Source organism: Paenibacillus odorifer (genome assembly GCF_000758725.1).
Taxonomy (GTDB): Bacteria; Bacillota; Bacilli; order Paenibacillales; family Paenibacillaceae; genus Paenibacillus_AQ; species Paenibacillus_AQ odorifer.
In genome coordinates this window covers 2,148,656-2,162,852 of the sequence record NZ_CP009428.1, presented here as the reverse complement: position 1 = coordinate 2,162,852, position 14,197 = coordinate 2,148,656, and the positions used below count along the sequence as shown (strand labels likewise).

Genomic DNA, 14,197 nt, shown 5'->3' with positions numbered 1-14,197 from the left:
TGGAAATTACTTCTTGGCTACTGCAAGACACGATAAAGGAGCTGGCTGTCCATGGTTTTATTTATCAAGTATTTATTGTTTATCCTGCTGGTGATCTTTGTAATCGGTGCCGCTGTGTTCAGCATATCCTCCCGCCGTGCCTTAAATCCCCAAGATAAAGGGCTGAAACGCTCCGTCATGAATGTGATGCTCGGTGCTATGCTCGTAACGCTATCCTTGATATCCATGTTTTTGTTTCGCGGCTCTACCGTTAATATTATTGTTGAAGCTGCCTTTCTGCTGATTGGTGCGTTCAACATCTTCTCGGGTCTACGCAGCTATAGTTTTTACAGCCGTAGCCGCAGCCAGGAACAACACCAGTCAAAAGCCTAGCTGCTGCTCTGACGGAATAGGAAAAGAATAAAATAGACTCCCCTCTCAATCAATGATGAGGGCAGTCTATTTAGCATGTATACGATCCTATTTACCGGATGCTATCCAGCTAGCAAACCATTCTTTAGCCATGATCAATGGATTGCAGCATCAGAACAGCTTTGGCTACCAGAGTATCCGAGTGGCTGATCTCAATCTCAAGCTTACAGGTACGGCGGCTGATTTCGAGCAGTCTCGGCATTACAATGATCGCGTGTTCGATCTGTACCGGTCGGATAAAATAAGTGGACATATTATCTAGTACATAATCATTTCCTGTGATATCCTTAGCTGCTTTAAATGCCGAAAGCGTCATAAGCGTAGACAATATTCCTTCAGAAATCGTCCCAAGATCCGTGGCCATCTGCGGCGTAATAAAGCCATGGAAGAACAATCGTCCCTCTTCGTCCCGCTCATCCGCAAAACCATTCCAAATGAGATGATCAAAAGTCTCTCCCAGCTGAGGTTGGTTCCGAACATCGCGTAAGCTTTGCAGCACTTCTTTACGGGTTAGGGAGCCTACCAGTTTGCGGTTACGGTCCACTATGGGCAGAAAATCCACGCCTTCCCACATCATGATCTGGGCCGCGGAGGCTAGTGAGGTTTGCAGTGCAGCCGTAACCGGACTGCGAATCATCGCTTTTTCAATGATCTGCCCTTCCGTCAATTCCTCTACATCACGGCGACCGATAATGCCAATGACTCGGTTCCATTCATCCGTAACGGGAAAGCGCTGCTCTCCAGTTTCCTCAGAAACCTGTCGTAGCTCGCCGACGGTGCTAGAGATTTTTAACGTATTCAGGCGCGGTTTGCTGTCGATAATATCCTCTACCAGCATAATTTTTTTCTTTATCAATCTATCAAAAATAGCACGGTTAATCATTGAAGCGACGGTAAACGTGTCATGTCTCGAAGAAATAATGGGAAGATCCAGCTCGTCTGCCAATGCCTTCACTTCACGGCTCGTCCCGAAGCCCCCTGTCACCAGAACCCCTGCACCCTGCTCCAGCGCCAGAGAGTGAACATCATCACGGTTACCCACAATCAACAGACTGTCAGCGTCTATATAACGGATCATCGCATCGACCTTCATCGCCCCGATCACGTATTTATGCAGATGTTTATTTAGTCCACTTGCCCCGCCAAGCACATGCCCTTCAACAATATCAACTACATCGCCAAACGTCAGCTGCTCTGAAATGTTCCGAGGTTTCTTTTCTACACGAACTGTACCAATCCGTTCCTTCGTGATGACTATCCCGAGATTCTCAGCTTCCTTCACTGCACGGTAAGCAGTCCCTTCGCTGACTAACATTTCTTTGGCGAGCTTGCGAACAGATATTTTGGTACCTACCTTAAGACTTTCAATATGCTGCAGCAGTTGCTCGTGTTTAGTAATCGCATCGCCTTGACCTTCCAACTGTTACACCCCCATGCTCCGATCTGTACTATACTGTACCTATTATACAACGATAGAATGGCTCAGTACAACCGATTCATAAGCTTCGGATTCGAATTTCACTCTCCTTACACAATCTACGATTAAGGTAGGTATTGCCACATAGCAAGTTTGAAAACCACCTTAAAATCGAATTTTTTGAAACTGAATATCTCTGATGCGTTTTAAGCTGACCTTAAAAATTCGCTGCCTTTATTTAGCAACCTTTTCCTCTTTTTTATAGTCTGAGAATTAATGAATGTGTAAAGGAGCATTGAAGATATGAACAAGACCGCTTTATTACTACTTACCCTTACTTTGCTTTTCATAGGACTGGTCAGCTGTGGAAATACGGGAAACGAAATAAAACAAGCAGACCAGATAGAGCTGGATGCAAATAATATAGTTTCTATCAACTTAATTGAAAGAAAACAGCCAACGACGACTATTTCTGATACATCCTCCTTTGAACGTTTCGTTCAAGCCATAACTACTGCTGAATATGATAGAGGACAACTAGATATTGCTCCCAGCGATTACAGAACCACTGTGAACATGAAGGATGGCATAAGTTATGAATTCTCTTTTTGGATCGTCGGAAGTAACAATGGGTTACTCATTAAATCAGGACAAATGGGCCACTATCGCCTGTCAGATACCAGCAAAAAGGATCTATTGGACTTGTTTCAATCAACTTTTAATGAAGATAAGAATTCATCAGAAGACACTGTTAACCCACAGCCCCCAAGCGTTCAAGTTACTGTTGGCGGTGAGCAGTTCGAGGCTATTCAAGGCTCTTATTGCTGGACCGACAATGGCAAAGGCGTATGTGTGGATATGGCTTCTTACGATGAGCTGGTTTCCAAACAGAAGGTACATCCCAAAGCCATCAGCGGTGATCAGGTAGAACTCGAATTCTCATATGCACCCAAGGAGATGGAGGTTATGGCTTCATTTCCTGGTGGGGAACGACCAGACGAAGCCCTTTCCGTGGACAAAACTCGCAGCAGGTAGCGGCAGACACCTATATATCATCCATGCAAGATGGCCTCAGGGAAGCGCCAGTTATGTATTTGAAGTTCAATGCTCGGTCAGTAAAAAGTAATCGGATTGTTTTTGCTTAACACGTGGATGGGATGGTCGGATGATGGTCGGATGATGGTCGGATGATGGTAGGATTAAGTCCATCCTCTCTACGATCAGGAAAAAAGTTTATACTATCGACGTGAAAGGAGCTGAGCTTATGCAATTTCTTTTTATACTCGCGGTCCTCGTTCCTGCAGTGTGGTATTACGCGGCTCTTGGTAAACGGATATCTGCCGAAGAAAAGAAGGCTGGAAGAGATCTCACCAATGAGATCAATCCTTTTACGGGTGAAAAATAACATTTAACCCCCTGCAAGCAATGCAGGGGGCATATTAAAGCCCACTGCTTAGGCTAGTGGGCTTTTTCGTATGAGTGTGTCTTTTTTGTATGCCTCTTTGTGTGACTTTTGCGCTTGGCTCGGCATTCTGAGGTATTTATACTTCTCTTTTGGCTACTTATGCGTTTTGTGCGACATTCTACGGTATTTATACTTCTCTTTTGGCTACTTTTACGATTTGCCCGGCATTCTACGGTATTTATACCTTTCTTTTGGCTACTTTGGTGTTTTGCCCGGCATTCTACGGTATTTATACCTCTCTTTTGGCTACTTGTGCGATTTCCGCGGCATTCTACGGTATTTATACCTCTCTTTTGGGTACTTGTGCGTTTTGTGCGGCATTCTACGGTATTTATACTTCTCTTTTGGCTACTTATGCGTTTTGTGCGACATTCTACGGTATTTATACTTCTCTTTTCACGTCTTTTGCGTTTTGCCCGGCATTCTACGGTATTTATACCTTTCTTTTGGCTACTTTGGTGTTTTGCCCGGCATTCTACGGTATTTATACTTCTCTTTTCACGACTTTTGCGTTTTGCCCGGCATTCTACGGTATTTATACCTTTCTTTTGGCTACTTTGGTGTTTTGCGCGGCATTCTAAGGCATTTATACTTCTCTTTTAGCTACTTCTACGCTTTCCGCGGCATTCTACGGTATTTATACCTCTCTTTTCGGCACTTCTGCGCTTTCCGCAACATTCTAAGGCACTTATGCCTCTCTTTGCACGACTGCCGTGCTTTTCGAGAGACCTGAAGCTAATCTAGCTTTTTTTAGTAATCGACCCCAACTCTATTATCTTTGCGAAACTCTAGTTTCTTCATTCCACTTTGTCTGCCATTGCTCCAGCTTTTCTTTTCGCACAGCTTCCAAACGTTTGGTCTTTTCCTCATCAACCCCGATAATAAAATGCAGATGTGCCGCAATGACCATAAACGCAAAAAGTGACCAGACGACTCCAAAACCAAACACCCAACTCGGTCCATTCGCAAGCGAAAGCTTCGGCAGTGCATACAAAAGCATGGCCAACGCCAGCAAGAGATAGACACCGTGTTTGAACTTGTTTCTTTTTCTCATTAATAACAGCTCCTTCGTAGACAGGATATTCGATTGAATCTATATCTCTACTCTATGAACATGAGGCCCGTAATATGAGACAAGTCCATTAAAAAATATAACCTTTTCAAAATTATGTATAAAAGGTTAGCATTTATATAGCAAGAGACGCTTATATATGAGATGATGATTTCATTTAGGGGAGGCGTTTTTGAATTGAATGCAGCTTATAATCATACCGAATACATAATTCGCAAAAAGGTATTTTCGATCATGGGTGCGAAACTTCATATTTTTGACAGCTCTGAGCAGCTTGTGCTCTATTCACAAATGAAAGCGTTCAAGCTTAAAGAAGACATTGCACTTTATACGGATGAATCTATGCAGAAGGAGCTTCTGCGCATAAAAGCCCGTAGCGTCGTCGATTTTAGCGCTACTTATGATGTACACGATACAGAGTCCGGTGAGCATATTGGTGCTTTTCGCCGTAAGGGTCTCAAATCTATTTTGAAGGATGAATGGATTATTCTTGACCGTCATGATCAGGAAATCGGAAAAATCAAGGAAGACAGCACCGCGATGGCTTTACTGCGCCGCTTCATCGCTATTATTCCGCAGAAATATAATATCGAGATGGATGATACTACGATCCCTGCCTTCAAGCAAAATTTCAATCCATTTGTCACCAAAATTATGGCTGACTTCTCGGAGGATCGAAAAGGCAAGCTTGATCGCCGCTTAGGTTTGGCAGCTGGTATTCTTCTCTGCGCAGTCGAAGGTAAACAAGATTAGTTGAGGTTGAGGTTGAGGTTGAGGTCGAGCTTGAGCTTAGGCTAGCCATATAGTCACAGCCACAAGAAAGAGGGTGCTTCCAGAGCCATCGGCTTCGGGAACACCCTCTTTTGATTTTCATTGCTGAAATTTATTCACCGTACAATTGGGACAAACTCTCGGTGATAATTTTATTTACATCCTCGATTACAACGCTCAGACGGCGTTCCGCATCGAACAGACGACGAATGCCAAGATTCAAATTAAGCACCTCGAACAGCTTCTCCATCTTTTCCATTTCTTCTTGTGGAGGCATTTCTCCGCTCATCATCCGTTGTTGCAGCTCCATCTGACCTTGGCGGAAATTGTCCAGCATCGCTTTCGCTTCAGGATCCGTTTCTACGACCTTCATGGCATTTCTGATGTCCGATACCTCGCTGCTCTCTTTAATGGCTTTCGCCAGTTCATGTGCTTTGTCGTGAATGCTCATTATGATTCCTCCTAAAAGTTTTGTTAGCGTACACTCCTCAGATCGTCTTCGTGCAAAACTCACTTCGGAAGCTTACGCTTAGGTTTTGTAACAGCTGCTTCCTGAATCTACTCTGCTCTAAAAACTCACTCCGAAAACATACGCTTAAGTTTTGTTAGCAGCCGCTTCCTGAATCCACGCTGCTTTAGTTTCCAATATTCGCTCATTCCATACTTGTTTCGCTTCTTGGGCCGAGCTTATGAAATGACTGGGCAAGGTTTTTAGCGATTAGGTCAATCACCAAGGGTCATCTGTCTCCATATGATGAATGATATGTAACCCTTAGCTACCAAATTGCCGGCATCATGCTGCCTACCGGAAGGAGATCCACGATGTCCCAATTCAAGATCCCGGTCCATACGGTCAACTCGGGCATCCTGCAGGAAAACGCTATAATGCTTGGCGAAAAATCCATGAAAAGACTCAAAATCCCGTCTCACGGAACACTCCAGCTGGCATTCGGCTCTTTCCGGCAGGAGGTTACCATTATCTCGGCTCCCAAATCCGACATCCTGCGTGTAAGCGAAGGACTGGCGCGGCGGACCGGATGGAAACACCGACAAACCCTCAACGTTTCTTACAGCTCTGTAAGCCGCACCTTGCGGCTTGGACCGTTGATCGGCGTGCTCGTCAGTCGTGACCATCCAGATAATCTCGACAGGTTGTTTGGACCCATTACCATGTTCTGCCGGGAATTGACAAATGCCTGCCACACACAAGGCGCCTATGTATATTTCTTTACCCCGGAAGCGCTGGAAACACGCAGTTCTTCCATTCAGGGCTGGGTATACAACGAGGGTTGGAGAAAAATGAGTCTGCCCATTGCCGATGTAATCAACAATCGGTTAACGACGCGAAAGGTGGAGAATAAACCTAGCGTACAGCATTTTTTGGCGGATGTAAAATCGCGATATGGAACGCATTTCTTCAACGAAAAATTTCTTGACAAGACAGAGGTATTTGAAGCTTTAGCGCAAGACCCTTCCCTGCAGCGGTATTTACCTGAATCGCATGCGTTGAACGGCTTTGCCGTAATGAAGAAGATGTGCAGCCATTACCCAAGTGTATTTTTGAAACCTGTACGAGGCAGTCTCGGCAAAGGCATACTTCGTATCTCTAAAGAAGAAGGCGGAGGTTACCGTCTATTGTCTACTACCTCCATAGGTACACGCAAGCAAAGCTACACCACTCTCGCTAAATTGTACCAGTCCATCGCTCCCAAAATGAAGACCACTCGATACCAGATTCAGCAGGGATTGCCTTTGATGGAGCTAGGAAGGCGACCTGTAGATTTCCGGGCACTTGTTCAGAAGAATGGCAGCGGAAAATGGGGAGTTACCTCCATTGTCGCCCGCACCGCCGGAAGCAATCACTTCGTGTCTAATTTAGCTAGAGGTGGCAGTCTCAGCACAGTGAAAGAAGCGATTAGCAAGAGCAGTCTTCCTCCGGGCGCAAAAGAAAACGTTCAGCTTCAGCTGCCCAGAGCAGCACTTGCCATTGCAAGAGGGGTCGAAACCTTTATCCCCGCTCATTTCGGAGAGCTCGGAATCGATCTGGCACTGGATCAATCAGGACGAATATGGCTCTTAGAGGTTAACTCCAAGCCCTCCAAGAACGATAATACACCGTTAAACGATCAAAAAATAAGACCGTCCGTCAAGCAAATGATTTTATATTGCCGCTACTTGGCCGGTTTATAAGGAGGACACGATGACTGAAAAAGAAGTGGGGTTCCTCGGCATTATGACAGGCCGCCGCAACGGGAATCCACCGATCGCCGAGCCAGAGTTTTGCAGTCATTTATGCCGGGCAGCTCCTCTATACAGCCTAAAAGTCCTCGTATTTCATCCAGACGGAGTAGCGGCAGACGGTTCCTCCATTACCGGCTATACCTGGAAAGATGGAAGCTGGCAGAATACCACTTCTTCACCGCCAGATATTGTCTATAATCGCTGTTTTCACGAAGGTCCGAAAGAAAGAAAAGAAGCTTCCGCTGCACTTTCTTCTCTTCATCGTTCTCTACCTTGGTCTCGAGGTTTGCCAGATAAATGGGGTGTACATGAGATATTGAAGCGCGACCGGAGAGCAGCGGCAATACTGCCGGAAACTGTACTCTATACCGGTACCCGCAGGTTAAGTACAATGCTTGCTGAAAGAGAATATGGAGTTTTTCTAAAGCCCAAGGCCGGCACCCATGGCAAACGTACATTACATTCCATACTGCAGAACAGAGGCATGAGAGTACGAGGGCGTGACGGAACAAATACACCATTTCAATATGTTTTCGACTCACAGGCTGAAGGACTGAACTGGATTCATGAATTTATCGGCTCACGCCGCTATATTATACAGCCTTTCCTGCACCTAACTAATAGTAAGGGGCAACCGTTCGATGTGCGTGTATTGATGCAAAAGAATGGCCTTGGCCGCTGGACTCTTACCGGCATGGCCGTACGGCTGGGTAACCAAGGTTCGCTGACTTCGAACCTGCATGGCGGCGGAACAGCTGTTTCTCCCCTGCCTTTTTTGCTTGCAGAATATGGTCAGGGTGGAAAAGACATCATGCGTGAGCTTGCTGCAGAAGCTGCATACTTGCCTCCACTACTGGAGGCTGCATGCGGCAGGCTTGGAGAACTCGGCCTTGATTTCGGTATTGATTCGAGCGGTCGGATTCATTTACTAGAAGCAAATTCCAAGCCAGGGCGCACGGTATTCCGGCTGACGGGCGACCGCCGGGCTGCTAAGCTCGCCGCCGAGAATCCACTGTCTTATGCGCGCCATCTACTGCTCACACAACGACGGATACCATCCCTATCTACGGACAGCTCCGTTACAAACGGGAGAATGATAACAATGGTTCCTAAGGAGGATTCATAAATGAGTCTCACTTTTTGCAATGTGCATTTCACTAAGCAGCCCCAAAGAGTTGTATATGTATCAGGTGCACTGATGAAAAGCTTGAAGTTAACCGGGAAAAAAAATATACGCTTAAGGCTCGGTAAAGATGCCACCCCGACCATGATCAAGCCCATCAAGCGCGCCGGAAATCACCTATATCTCGCCTCAGGCGTAAAAAGCGCTATCAAGGTTCCGAAATCAGGCGGTGTCTATTTACGCAATCTACAGAATGACGAGGTGCAGCTAGGACCTTTAGTTGGCATATTGTCCGATGGTCCTGCTTCCTCGTCTCAGCCTTTCGGTTCTCGCACAGGGTTCATCAAGCAATTACTGCGGGAAGGCAGCAACAAATGTTATATATTTGCCTTTATGCCGCGTGACATCAACTGGCAACAGGAACAGGTCTATGGATATTTTTTGACTTCAAGCGGTAAGTTTGAACGAAAAATGGTCCCTCTGCCTGATGTTGTCTATAATCGATTGCCCAGTCGGAGAGCTGAGACCTCACCCTATATCAACCAACTTCGCGAACGATTTATGCGGAAAAGAATTCCATACTTTAACTGGAGCTTTTTCAATAAATCCGATATCTATAAGCTTTTAGAAAATGATGGGGCGGCAAATCGTTACGTACCTGAAACCCACAGCAATCCGTCCACGGAAAAAATGAGAGAAATGCTGGATCACCATCATTTTGTATACTATAAACCTTCTGCGGGAAGTCTGGGTCACGGAATTTATCGGCTTACCTATCTCCCGAAAAAGGGGTATTTTGCCCGCTACCGCCGCGGTGGAAAAAACGTTCTTTTACGCTTTACCACCTTTGAAGCCCTTATGCGTATGCTTCGTTCGCGTCACGGTCAAAATCTGCAAAATTATATAGTTCAGCAGGGAATACGCCTCATTGAAATAGATGGCTGCCCGATTGATTTCCGGTTCCATATGCATAAAAACGGCAGTAATCAGTGGATTGTAGTCGGCATAGGCGCTAAAAAAGCCGGCCGTGGCAGTGTCACCACTCACCTTAAAAATGGAGGAGCATTGCTTACACCTCAGCAAGCACTCGGACGTGTATTCGGCGCAAGAGCTGACGAAGTACTGCAGCGTGCAAAGACTACAGCCATCAAGCTGGCAGAATCACTAGAAGTCCAGCATCGTCATTTGCTCGGTGAAATTGGCTTTGATCTCGGAATTGATCAGGATGAAGACATCTGGATGTTCGAGGCCAACGCCAAACCAGGTCGTTCCATCTTCCGTCACCCTTCCCTGCGCGCTGAGGGCAAAGCTTCCATCGAGCACATTCTGGAGCATTGTCTATACCTCAGCAAATTCCGCAGGAGGGATGAGATGTGAGCACCCATAATCCGGAAGATACAAAACCTGTTATTGCCATACTGACCACCAGCGATAAAGTACGGCAATTTAATGGCAACCGCAGCAACTTCCGGGACATTATTCGCACAGGCAAAGAAATGGGATTTCTTGTCTACGTCGTCACTGTCCGTGACCTCAAGCTTGAGGAACGGATGGTGAACGGATATGTCCCATCGTCCAGCGGTAAAATCTGGTACAGCATTCCTGTACCTCTTCCACAAATCATTTATAACCGAATTCCCACCCGTGAGGATGAGGAAAAACCTGCTGTGGTACGTAAAATAGCTCAATGCCTGGAACATCCAGGCATTAAGCTATATAATCCATATTTTTTCAATAAATGGAGTCTATTCGAATGGTTAAGGGGTTCGCACTCCACCTCAAAGCATGTTCCAAAAACGAGACGATTACGCAGTGCAAACACCCTTACTGCCATGCTGAACCAGCATACCAGCCTCTACCTTAAACCAGAGAACGGCAAAGCAGGAAAAGGAATTATGCGCCTGAAATATCGTGCAGATACCGCTTTGCCTTACCGGCTTCAAATTCAAAGCGGCAAAAAAAATGTGACGTACAAAGCAGCTTCCATGGACCGGCTCTGGGCAAGAATCGGAAAAGAAAAAGGAATCTCTCGTTATATTGTGCAGCAGGCTATTGAACTGGCGACTCATCGGGGAAGACCGTTTGATCTGCGGGTGCTGCTGCAAAAAAACAGCAGAGGCGGCTGGGGAGTGACCGGCATAGGCGCACGCCTCGCCGGTGCCCGAAGTATAACGACACATGTACCACGCGGCGGTAGTATTGAAGAGCCTGCCAGCATGCTGGAAAGTACATTTGGAACCGAAAGAGCAGCCATGATCCTGAAGAGCGTGCCTACAACCGCCCTTCTTATCGCTAGACAAATCGAAAGAGCTTCTGACTCTATGCTCGGAGAGATGTCGATGGATCTGGGTGTAGATGAGAACGGGGGACTCTGGTTCTTTGAGGCCAACTCCCGGCCGATGAAATTTGATGAACCCGCGATCCGCAAGCTGTCCCTAGAGCGAATCTTTCACTACGGCCAGCACTTAGCGCGCCAGTTTAAATAGAAATCATTAAAAGGATGTGACACAGCATGCAGATATCCTCCATCTATGACACAAATGCCAAACAGTGGAAATCACGGCTGGCTGGACTGCTTGAGTTTATAAGAGCGCATGGGGAGAAGCGAATCACAAACCAAGCTTGCAAAGTACTGGCCCGTTTAACACCGGATCAGTTGTCAGAGCCGGGTATCTCGCTGCTTGTCGCCACCGTACGCGGTCAGAATGGGCGCCAGCTCGCAGGAGTCAGCTTCGTATCCGGTTTCGGTGCAGAAGCCTGTCTTGTCGCTGTGCACCCCTTCTACCGGAATAGACACACCGGCACTGCCTTAATGGCTGCCCAGCTGAAACGCCTCGGGCATCTGCAATGCAGTGTTGCCTGTGACAATACAGCTAGCCTAAAGATGTGCTTCAATATCGGCCTTGCTGCCGACACACTTACCACTGGTCCTACCGGCAAGCCAACATTACTGCTCCGGTCACCCCATCATACCGGCAGCACTACTAATTCTCCACAAGAAGGTGAACTCCTGTGCCAGAGCCCGTCTTAGGCATTCTTACTTTATATATTAACGAAGCCAAGCAGCTTGAAGAAAAGGCCGTGTACCGGAGAATGATCGTCGAGGGCAAACGAATTGGCTTGGATGTCTTTGTTTTCACCCCCATGGATGTTCATCCCAGTAAAGAGCAGATCCATGCCCTTGTCTTTGATCCCAAGAGCGGAAAATGGTCACGCAAATGGCGTTCTTTTCCGAACATGATTTATGACCGTTGCCGTATTCAGCGCAGCTCACGCTTTCAGCAACTGCTTCGTTTCCGAGAACGCTACAATCATCTGTTATTTCTGAATCGTCCACTGCGCAACAAATGGACCATTCACCAAACATTCTCACAAAAAAGCCGTTTCCGGCAACATATGCCAGAAACTTTACTCTATCAGTCCTCTGCCGACCTGCGCCGGATGCTGAAAACCAATTCAGTAGTCTATATCAAGCCGGCAAACGGCACAGGTGGACGTGGCATCCTCAGAATTGAGAGAATGAAGAATGGGCGTGGGGTATATGATATTCAAGGCCGTCGCCAGGATCGCCGAATCATTCCCACACGTAAAGTCTCTTCTACTCGGCTGGATTCCATCGTACGGCAATGGTGCATCGGCGGACGTTTCCTTATCCAACAAGGGATTCCATTACGTCTGCCGGGCGGACGTTTCCATGATTACCGGATGCTCGTTCAAAAGAATGGGCAAGGTGTCTGGGAACTCACAGGTATGGCAGCACGGGTCGGTGCAGCGCGGAGTGTAACCTCCAATCTTCATGGCGGTGGTCATGCCGTTCGAGCGGAAACACTGCTGAAGGAATGGCTGGGTAGTCAGGATAAAACCGATAAGGTCATGAAGACTGCCGAGAGGTTAGGCCTTGATGCCGCAGCCTTCCTGGAAGAAAGTTACGGAGCCTTATGTGAGCTTGCATTGGACCTCGCCATTGATCGCGAAGGGAAAATTTACGTGCTGGAGGTTAATCCAAAGCCCGCCCGTGAAGTGTTCGCAAGATCAGGTGACGGAACCACATACCGCAAAGCCCTTATTCGCCCTCTGGAATACGCGCTGTGGCTCTACAATAACAAAGGAACCCCCAGCACAGCTAAAACGACTGAGGAATAAAAATTATCTTAATAGTCATCAAAAAAAGACGCCCCTAGCTCGTATTAATACGAAGCCGAAGGGGCGTCTTTTCGATTTATTTGGCCAATGATCCCTGCAGGGAACCTGCATCGAAGTCCGGCTGTGCTTCGATATCGGTGTCACCTGCGGCTTTGGCTTTTTCAAGTGCCGCATTATAGCGAGTATTCAAGTCCTGAAGCTCTTTATCTAAATCTCCACCACCAAAAATGTATCTATTGAAGACATCAACCTTCTTTAGTCCTTCCAGACGTCCCTCACTAATGACCATCGGAGTCGCTGGATAAATCCCGTCTAACTTTGTAGGCAGAAAATCTTCAATCCCTGCAATGTCTGGTGCCTTGGCAACAGTAGCAACCGATGGAATAACCGAAACCCCGTACCCTGCTTCCTGATAAGCAATCTGCACATCATCACTGTACATCCATTCAATAAACTTCCAAGCTTCTTCCTTATGCTTAGAATCCTTGCTCATAGCCAAATAACTTCCTGCAATAACTTGGCTGACACCCTTCTGCTCCCCGTCAATAGTTGGAGGAATCGCAGCTGCCCAGCGAATTTCAGTTGGGAATTGGGTTTTGTAGACCGTCGGCTCAACGGAATGGTTGAAATACATACCGATCTTGCCTTGAGCAAATTGCGCACGCAGCGGGTCGATATCAAGCGATTCCGATCCTGGCATCATGCTTCCATCCACCTTAATCTGCCGCAGCGCCTCAGCAACCTCTTTATACACGCTAAAATCAAATTGCCCGGTCTGGAAGTCGAAGCCCTCTGTGCCCTTAGTCTTGCTAAGTGTTGTTATTGGATAAGCGATACGCTCAAATCCGCTGGTACTTTTGAAATTACCCGCGAAGCCGTAAGCGCCTATATCTTTTCCCGCTGCCGTAATTTTCTTGGCATCCTCGACCATCTCTGCGAGTGTGGTAGGCGGCTCTGTAATGCCAGCCTTCTCGAACAAATCTACGTTATAGATGAGGCGCCAGAACTGACCAATATTGGGAAGGCTATATATTTTGCCGTCAACGGTATTTTTCTCGTTGATAAGTACGTTCTCGAACCGGCTCTTCATCTCTGGTGAAATGTAGCTATCAAAAGATTCCAGATACCCTCTTTTGACCCAGGTTGGCACGTTATAAGTATCCACCCGGAGAATATCAGGCGCCTGCATGCTGGAGAAGGCAATATCCACCGACTGGGTATAGTTCTCTGCCATAACCTTCATTTCAATCTCAATATTGGGATTAAGACCTTCATACTCACTGATTTTTTGTTCAATAAAATCAGAATCGTGACGATCAATGGTCCAGTAGACCAATTTTGTTTTTTCGGAGTTTGTATTGCTGCTGCTTACCTCCGTATTAGATTCGGATGATGAACAGGCGGCCAACGAGCCAGCCAGCATCAGCGAAACTCCAGCTAATATCCATTTGTTTCTTTTCATCTAAAATGCCTCCCTTTTCTTTTGAAATCGCATTCATTTCTTAAGAAAATTATAATTCCGCTGCCCTTTTATCAGTGAAGGAGAAAACAACT

At 46.6% G+C, this 14,197-nt stretch carries 15 protein-coding genes; 11 read left to right on the top strand and 4 right to left on the bottom strand.

Annotated elements, in window-relative coordinates; all coding sequences use genetic code 11:
* The first annotated feature begins 51 nt into the window (after positions 1 to 51).
* Entirely contained in the window at positions 52 to 372 is a 321-nt protein-coding gene (locus tag PODO_RS09080; RefSeq protein ID WP_036678880.1) for a YtpI family protein, read from the top strand.
* 124 nt (positions 373 to 496) lie between these two features.
* On the opposite strand, the gene PODO_RS09075 is transcribed toward PODO_RS09080, so the two are convergent.
* Positions 497 to 1,831, bottom strand: coding sequence for a DRTGG domain-containing protein (locus PODO_RS09075; RefSeq protein WP_036678878.1), 1,335 nt, complete (start codon positions 1,829 to 1,831; stop codon positions 497 to 499).
* 300 nt (positions 1,832 to 2,131) lie between these two features.
* Here PODO_RS09075 and PODO_RS09070 point away from each other — a divergent pair, with 300 nt between their 5' ends.
* The 3 genes from PODO_RS09070 (at position 2,132) to PODO_RS31005 (ending at position 3,874) form a co-directional block, all read left to right on the top strand.
* Positions 2,132 to 2,863 carry a YhfM domain-containing protein gene (locus PODO_RS09070; RefSeq protein WP_038569661.1) on the top strand — a complete coding sequence of 244 codons (732 nt, stop codon included), beginning with the start codon at positions 2,132 to 2,134 and terminating at the stop codon, positions 2,861 to 2,863.
* Positions 2,864 to 3,092: 229 nt separating this feature from the next.
* Positions 3,093 to 3,233 (top strand): hypothetical protein, encoded by a 141-nt coding sequence (locus tag PODO_RS31460; RefSeq protein WP_169744755.1) that lies wholly within the window; start codon positions 3,093 to 3,095, stop codon positions 3,231 to 3,233.
* A 149-nt stretch (positions 3,234 to 3,382) separates the two neighbouring features.
* A complete protein-coding gene (locus PODO_RS31005) occupies positions 3,383 to 3,874 on the top strand; it encodes a hypothetical protein (protein ID WP_155288111.1) in 492 nt (163 codons plus the stop codon).
* Between the two features lie 191 nt (positions 3,875 to 4,065).
* Here the strand turns inward: PODO_RS31005 and PODO_RS09065 are convergent, their stop codons facing one another.
* Positions 4,066 to 4,347 (bottom strand): hypothetical protein, encoded by a 282-nt coding sequence (locus PODO_RS09065; protein ID WP_038569660.1) that lies wholly within the window; start codon positions 4,345 to 4,347, stop codon positions 4,066 to 4,068.
* A gap of 195 nt (positions 4,348 to 4,542) precedes the next feature.
* On the opposite strand from PODO_RS09065, the gene PODO_RS09060 reads away from it, so the two are divergent.
* Positions 4,543 to 5,118, top strand: a complete 576-nt coding sequence (locus PODO_RS09060; protein WP_036683971.1) for an LURP-one-related family protein — start codon at positions 4,543 to 4,545, stop codon at positions 5,116 to 5,118.
* A gap of 130 nt (positions 5,119 to 5,248) precedes the next feature.
* On the opposite strand, the gene PODO_RS09055 is transcribed toward PODO_RS09060, so the two are convergent.
* Positions 5,249 to 5,587, bottom strand: coding sequence for a YlbF/YmcA family competence regulator (locus tag PODO_RS09055; protein ID WP_036683973.1), 339 nt, complete (start codon positions 5,585 to 5,587; stop codon positions 5,249 to 5,251).
* Positions 5,588 to 5,958: 371 nt separating this feature from the next.
* On the opposite strand from PODO_RS09055, the gene PODO_RS09050 reads away from it, so the two are divergent.
* From PODO_RS09050 to PODO_RS09025, 6 genes are read left to right on the top strand one after another with little or no spacing between them, the layout of a single operon-like run.
* Positions 5,959 to 7,326, top strand: coding sequence for a YheC/YheD family endospore coat-associated protein (locus tag PODO_RS09050; RefSeq protein ID WP_038569658.1), 1,368 nt, complete (start codon positions 5,959 to 5,961; stop codon positions 7,324 to 7,326).
* Between the two features lie 10 nt (positions 7,327 to 7,336).
* The gene (locus PODO_RS09045; protein ID WP_052096916.1) at positions 7,337 to 8,503 is read left to right on the top strand and encodes a YheC/YheD family endospore coat-associated protein; all 1,167 of its coding nucleotides are present in this window, start codon (positions 7,337 to 7,339) and stop codon (positions 8,501 to 8,503) included.
* The gene (locus tag PODO_RS09040) at positions 8,504 to 9,877 is read left to right on the top strand and encodes a YheC/YheD family endospore coat-associated protein (RefSeq protein WP_036683976.1); all 1,374 of its coding nucleotides are present in this window, start codon (positions 8,504 to 8,506) and stop codon (positions 9,875 to 9,877) included. It abuts the gene before it with no gap.
* Complete coding sequence (locus tag PODO_RS09035) at positions 9,874 to 10,986, top strand: YheC/YheD family endospore coat-associated protein (RefSeq protein ID WP_036683979.1); 1,113 nt, start codon at positions 9,874 to 9,876, stop codon at positions 10,984 to 10,986. Before PODO_RS09040 ends, PODO_RS09035 begins: the two co-directional genes overlap by 4 nt.
* 26 nt (positions 10,987 to 11,012) lie before the next feature.
* Positions 11,013 to 11,531, top strand: a complete 519-nt coding sequence (locus PODO_RS09030; RefSeq protein ID WP_036683981.1) for a GNAT family N-acetyltransferase — start codon at positions 11,013 to 11,015, stop codon at positions 11,529 to 11,531.
* On the top strand, positions 11,513 to 12,643 hold the full coding sequence (locus PODO_RS09025) for a YheC/YheD family endospore coat-associated protein (RefSeq protein ID WP_036683982.1): 1,131 nt from the start codon (positions 11,513 to 11,515) through the stop codon (positions 12,641 to 12,643). Before PODO_RS09030 ends, PODO_RS09025 begins: the two co-directional genes overlap by 19 nt.
* Before the next feature lie 76 nt (positions 12,644 to 12,719).
* On the opposite strand, the gene PODO_RS09020 is transcribed toward PODO_RS09025, so the two are convergent.
* Positions 12,720 to 14,105, bottom strand: a complete 1,386-nt coding sequence (locus tag PODO_RS09020) for an ABC transporter substrate-binding protein (RefSeq protein WP_038569657.1) — start codon at positions 14,103 to 14,105, stop codon at positions 12,720 to 12,722.
* Between the last annotated feature and the right edge of the window lie 92 nt (positions 14,106 to 14,197).

What these genes read in the sequence shown, in the direction of transcription:
- PODO_RS09050 (WP_038569658.1), top strand. Translation starts at nt 5,959, where the DNA reads ATGTCCCAATTCAAGATCCCGGTCCATACGGTCAACTCGGGCATCCTG.
- PODO_RS09020 (WP_038569657.1), bottom strand. Translation starts at nt 14,105, where the DNA reads ATGAAAAGAAACAAATGGATATTAGCTGGAGTTTCGCTGATGCTGGCT.
- PODO_RS09030 (WP_036683981.1), top strand. Translation starts at nt 11,013, where the DNA reads ATGCAGATATCCTCCATCTATGACACAAATGCCAAACAGTGGAAATCA.
- PODO_RS09040 (WP_036683976.1), top strand. Translation starts at nt 8,504, where the DNA reads ATGAGTCTCACTTTTTGCAATGTGCATTTCACTAAGCAGCCCCAAAGA.
- PODO_RS31460 (WP_169744755.1), top strand. Translation starts at nt 3,093, where the DNA reads ATGCAATTTCTTTTTATACTCGCGGTCCTCGTTCCTGCAGTGTGGTAT.
- PODO_RS09065 (WP_038569660.1), bottom strand. Translation starts at nt 4,347, where the DNA reads ATGAGAAAAAGAAACAAGTTCAAACACGGTGTCTATCTCTTGCTGGCG.
- PODO_RS09080 (WP_036678880.1), top strand. Translation starts at nt 52, where the DNA reads ATGGTTTTATTTATCAAGTATTTATTGTTTATCCTGCTGGTGATCTTT.
- PODO_RS09070 (WP_038569661.1), top strand. Translation starts at nt 2,132, where the DNA reads ATGAACAAGACCGCTTTATTACTACTTACCCTTACTTTGCTTTTCATA.
- PODO_RS09045 (WP_052096916.1), top strand. Translation starts at nt 7,337, where the DNA reads ATGACTGAAAAAGAAGTGGGGTTCCTCGGCATTATGACAGGCCGCCGC.
- PODO_RS09055 (WP_036683973.1), bottom strand. Translation starts at nt 5,587, where the DNA reads ATGAGCATTCACGACAAAGCACATGAACTGGCGAAAGCCATTAAAGAG.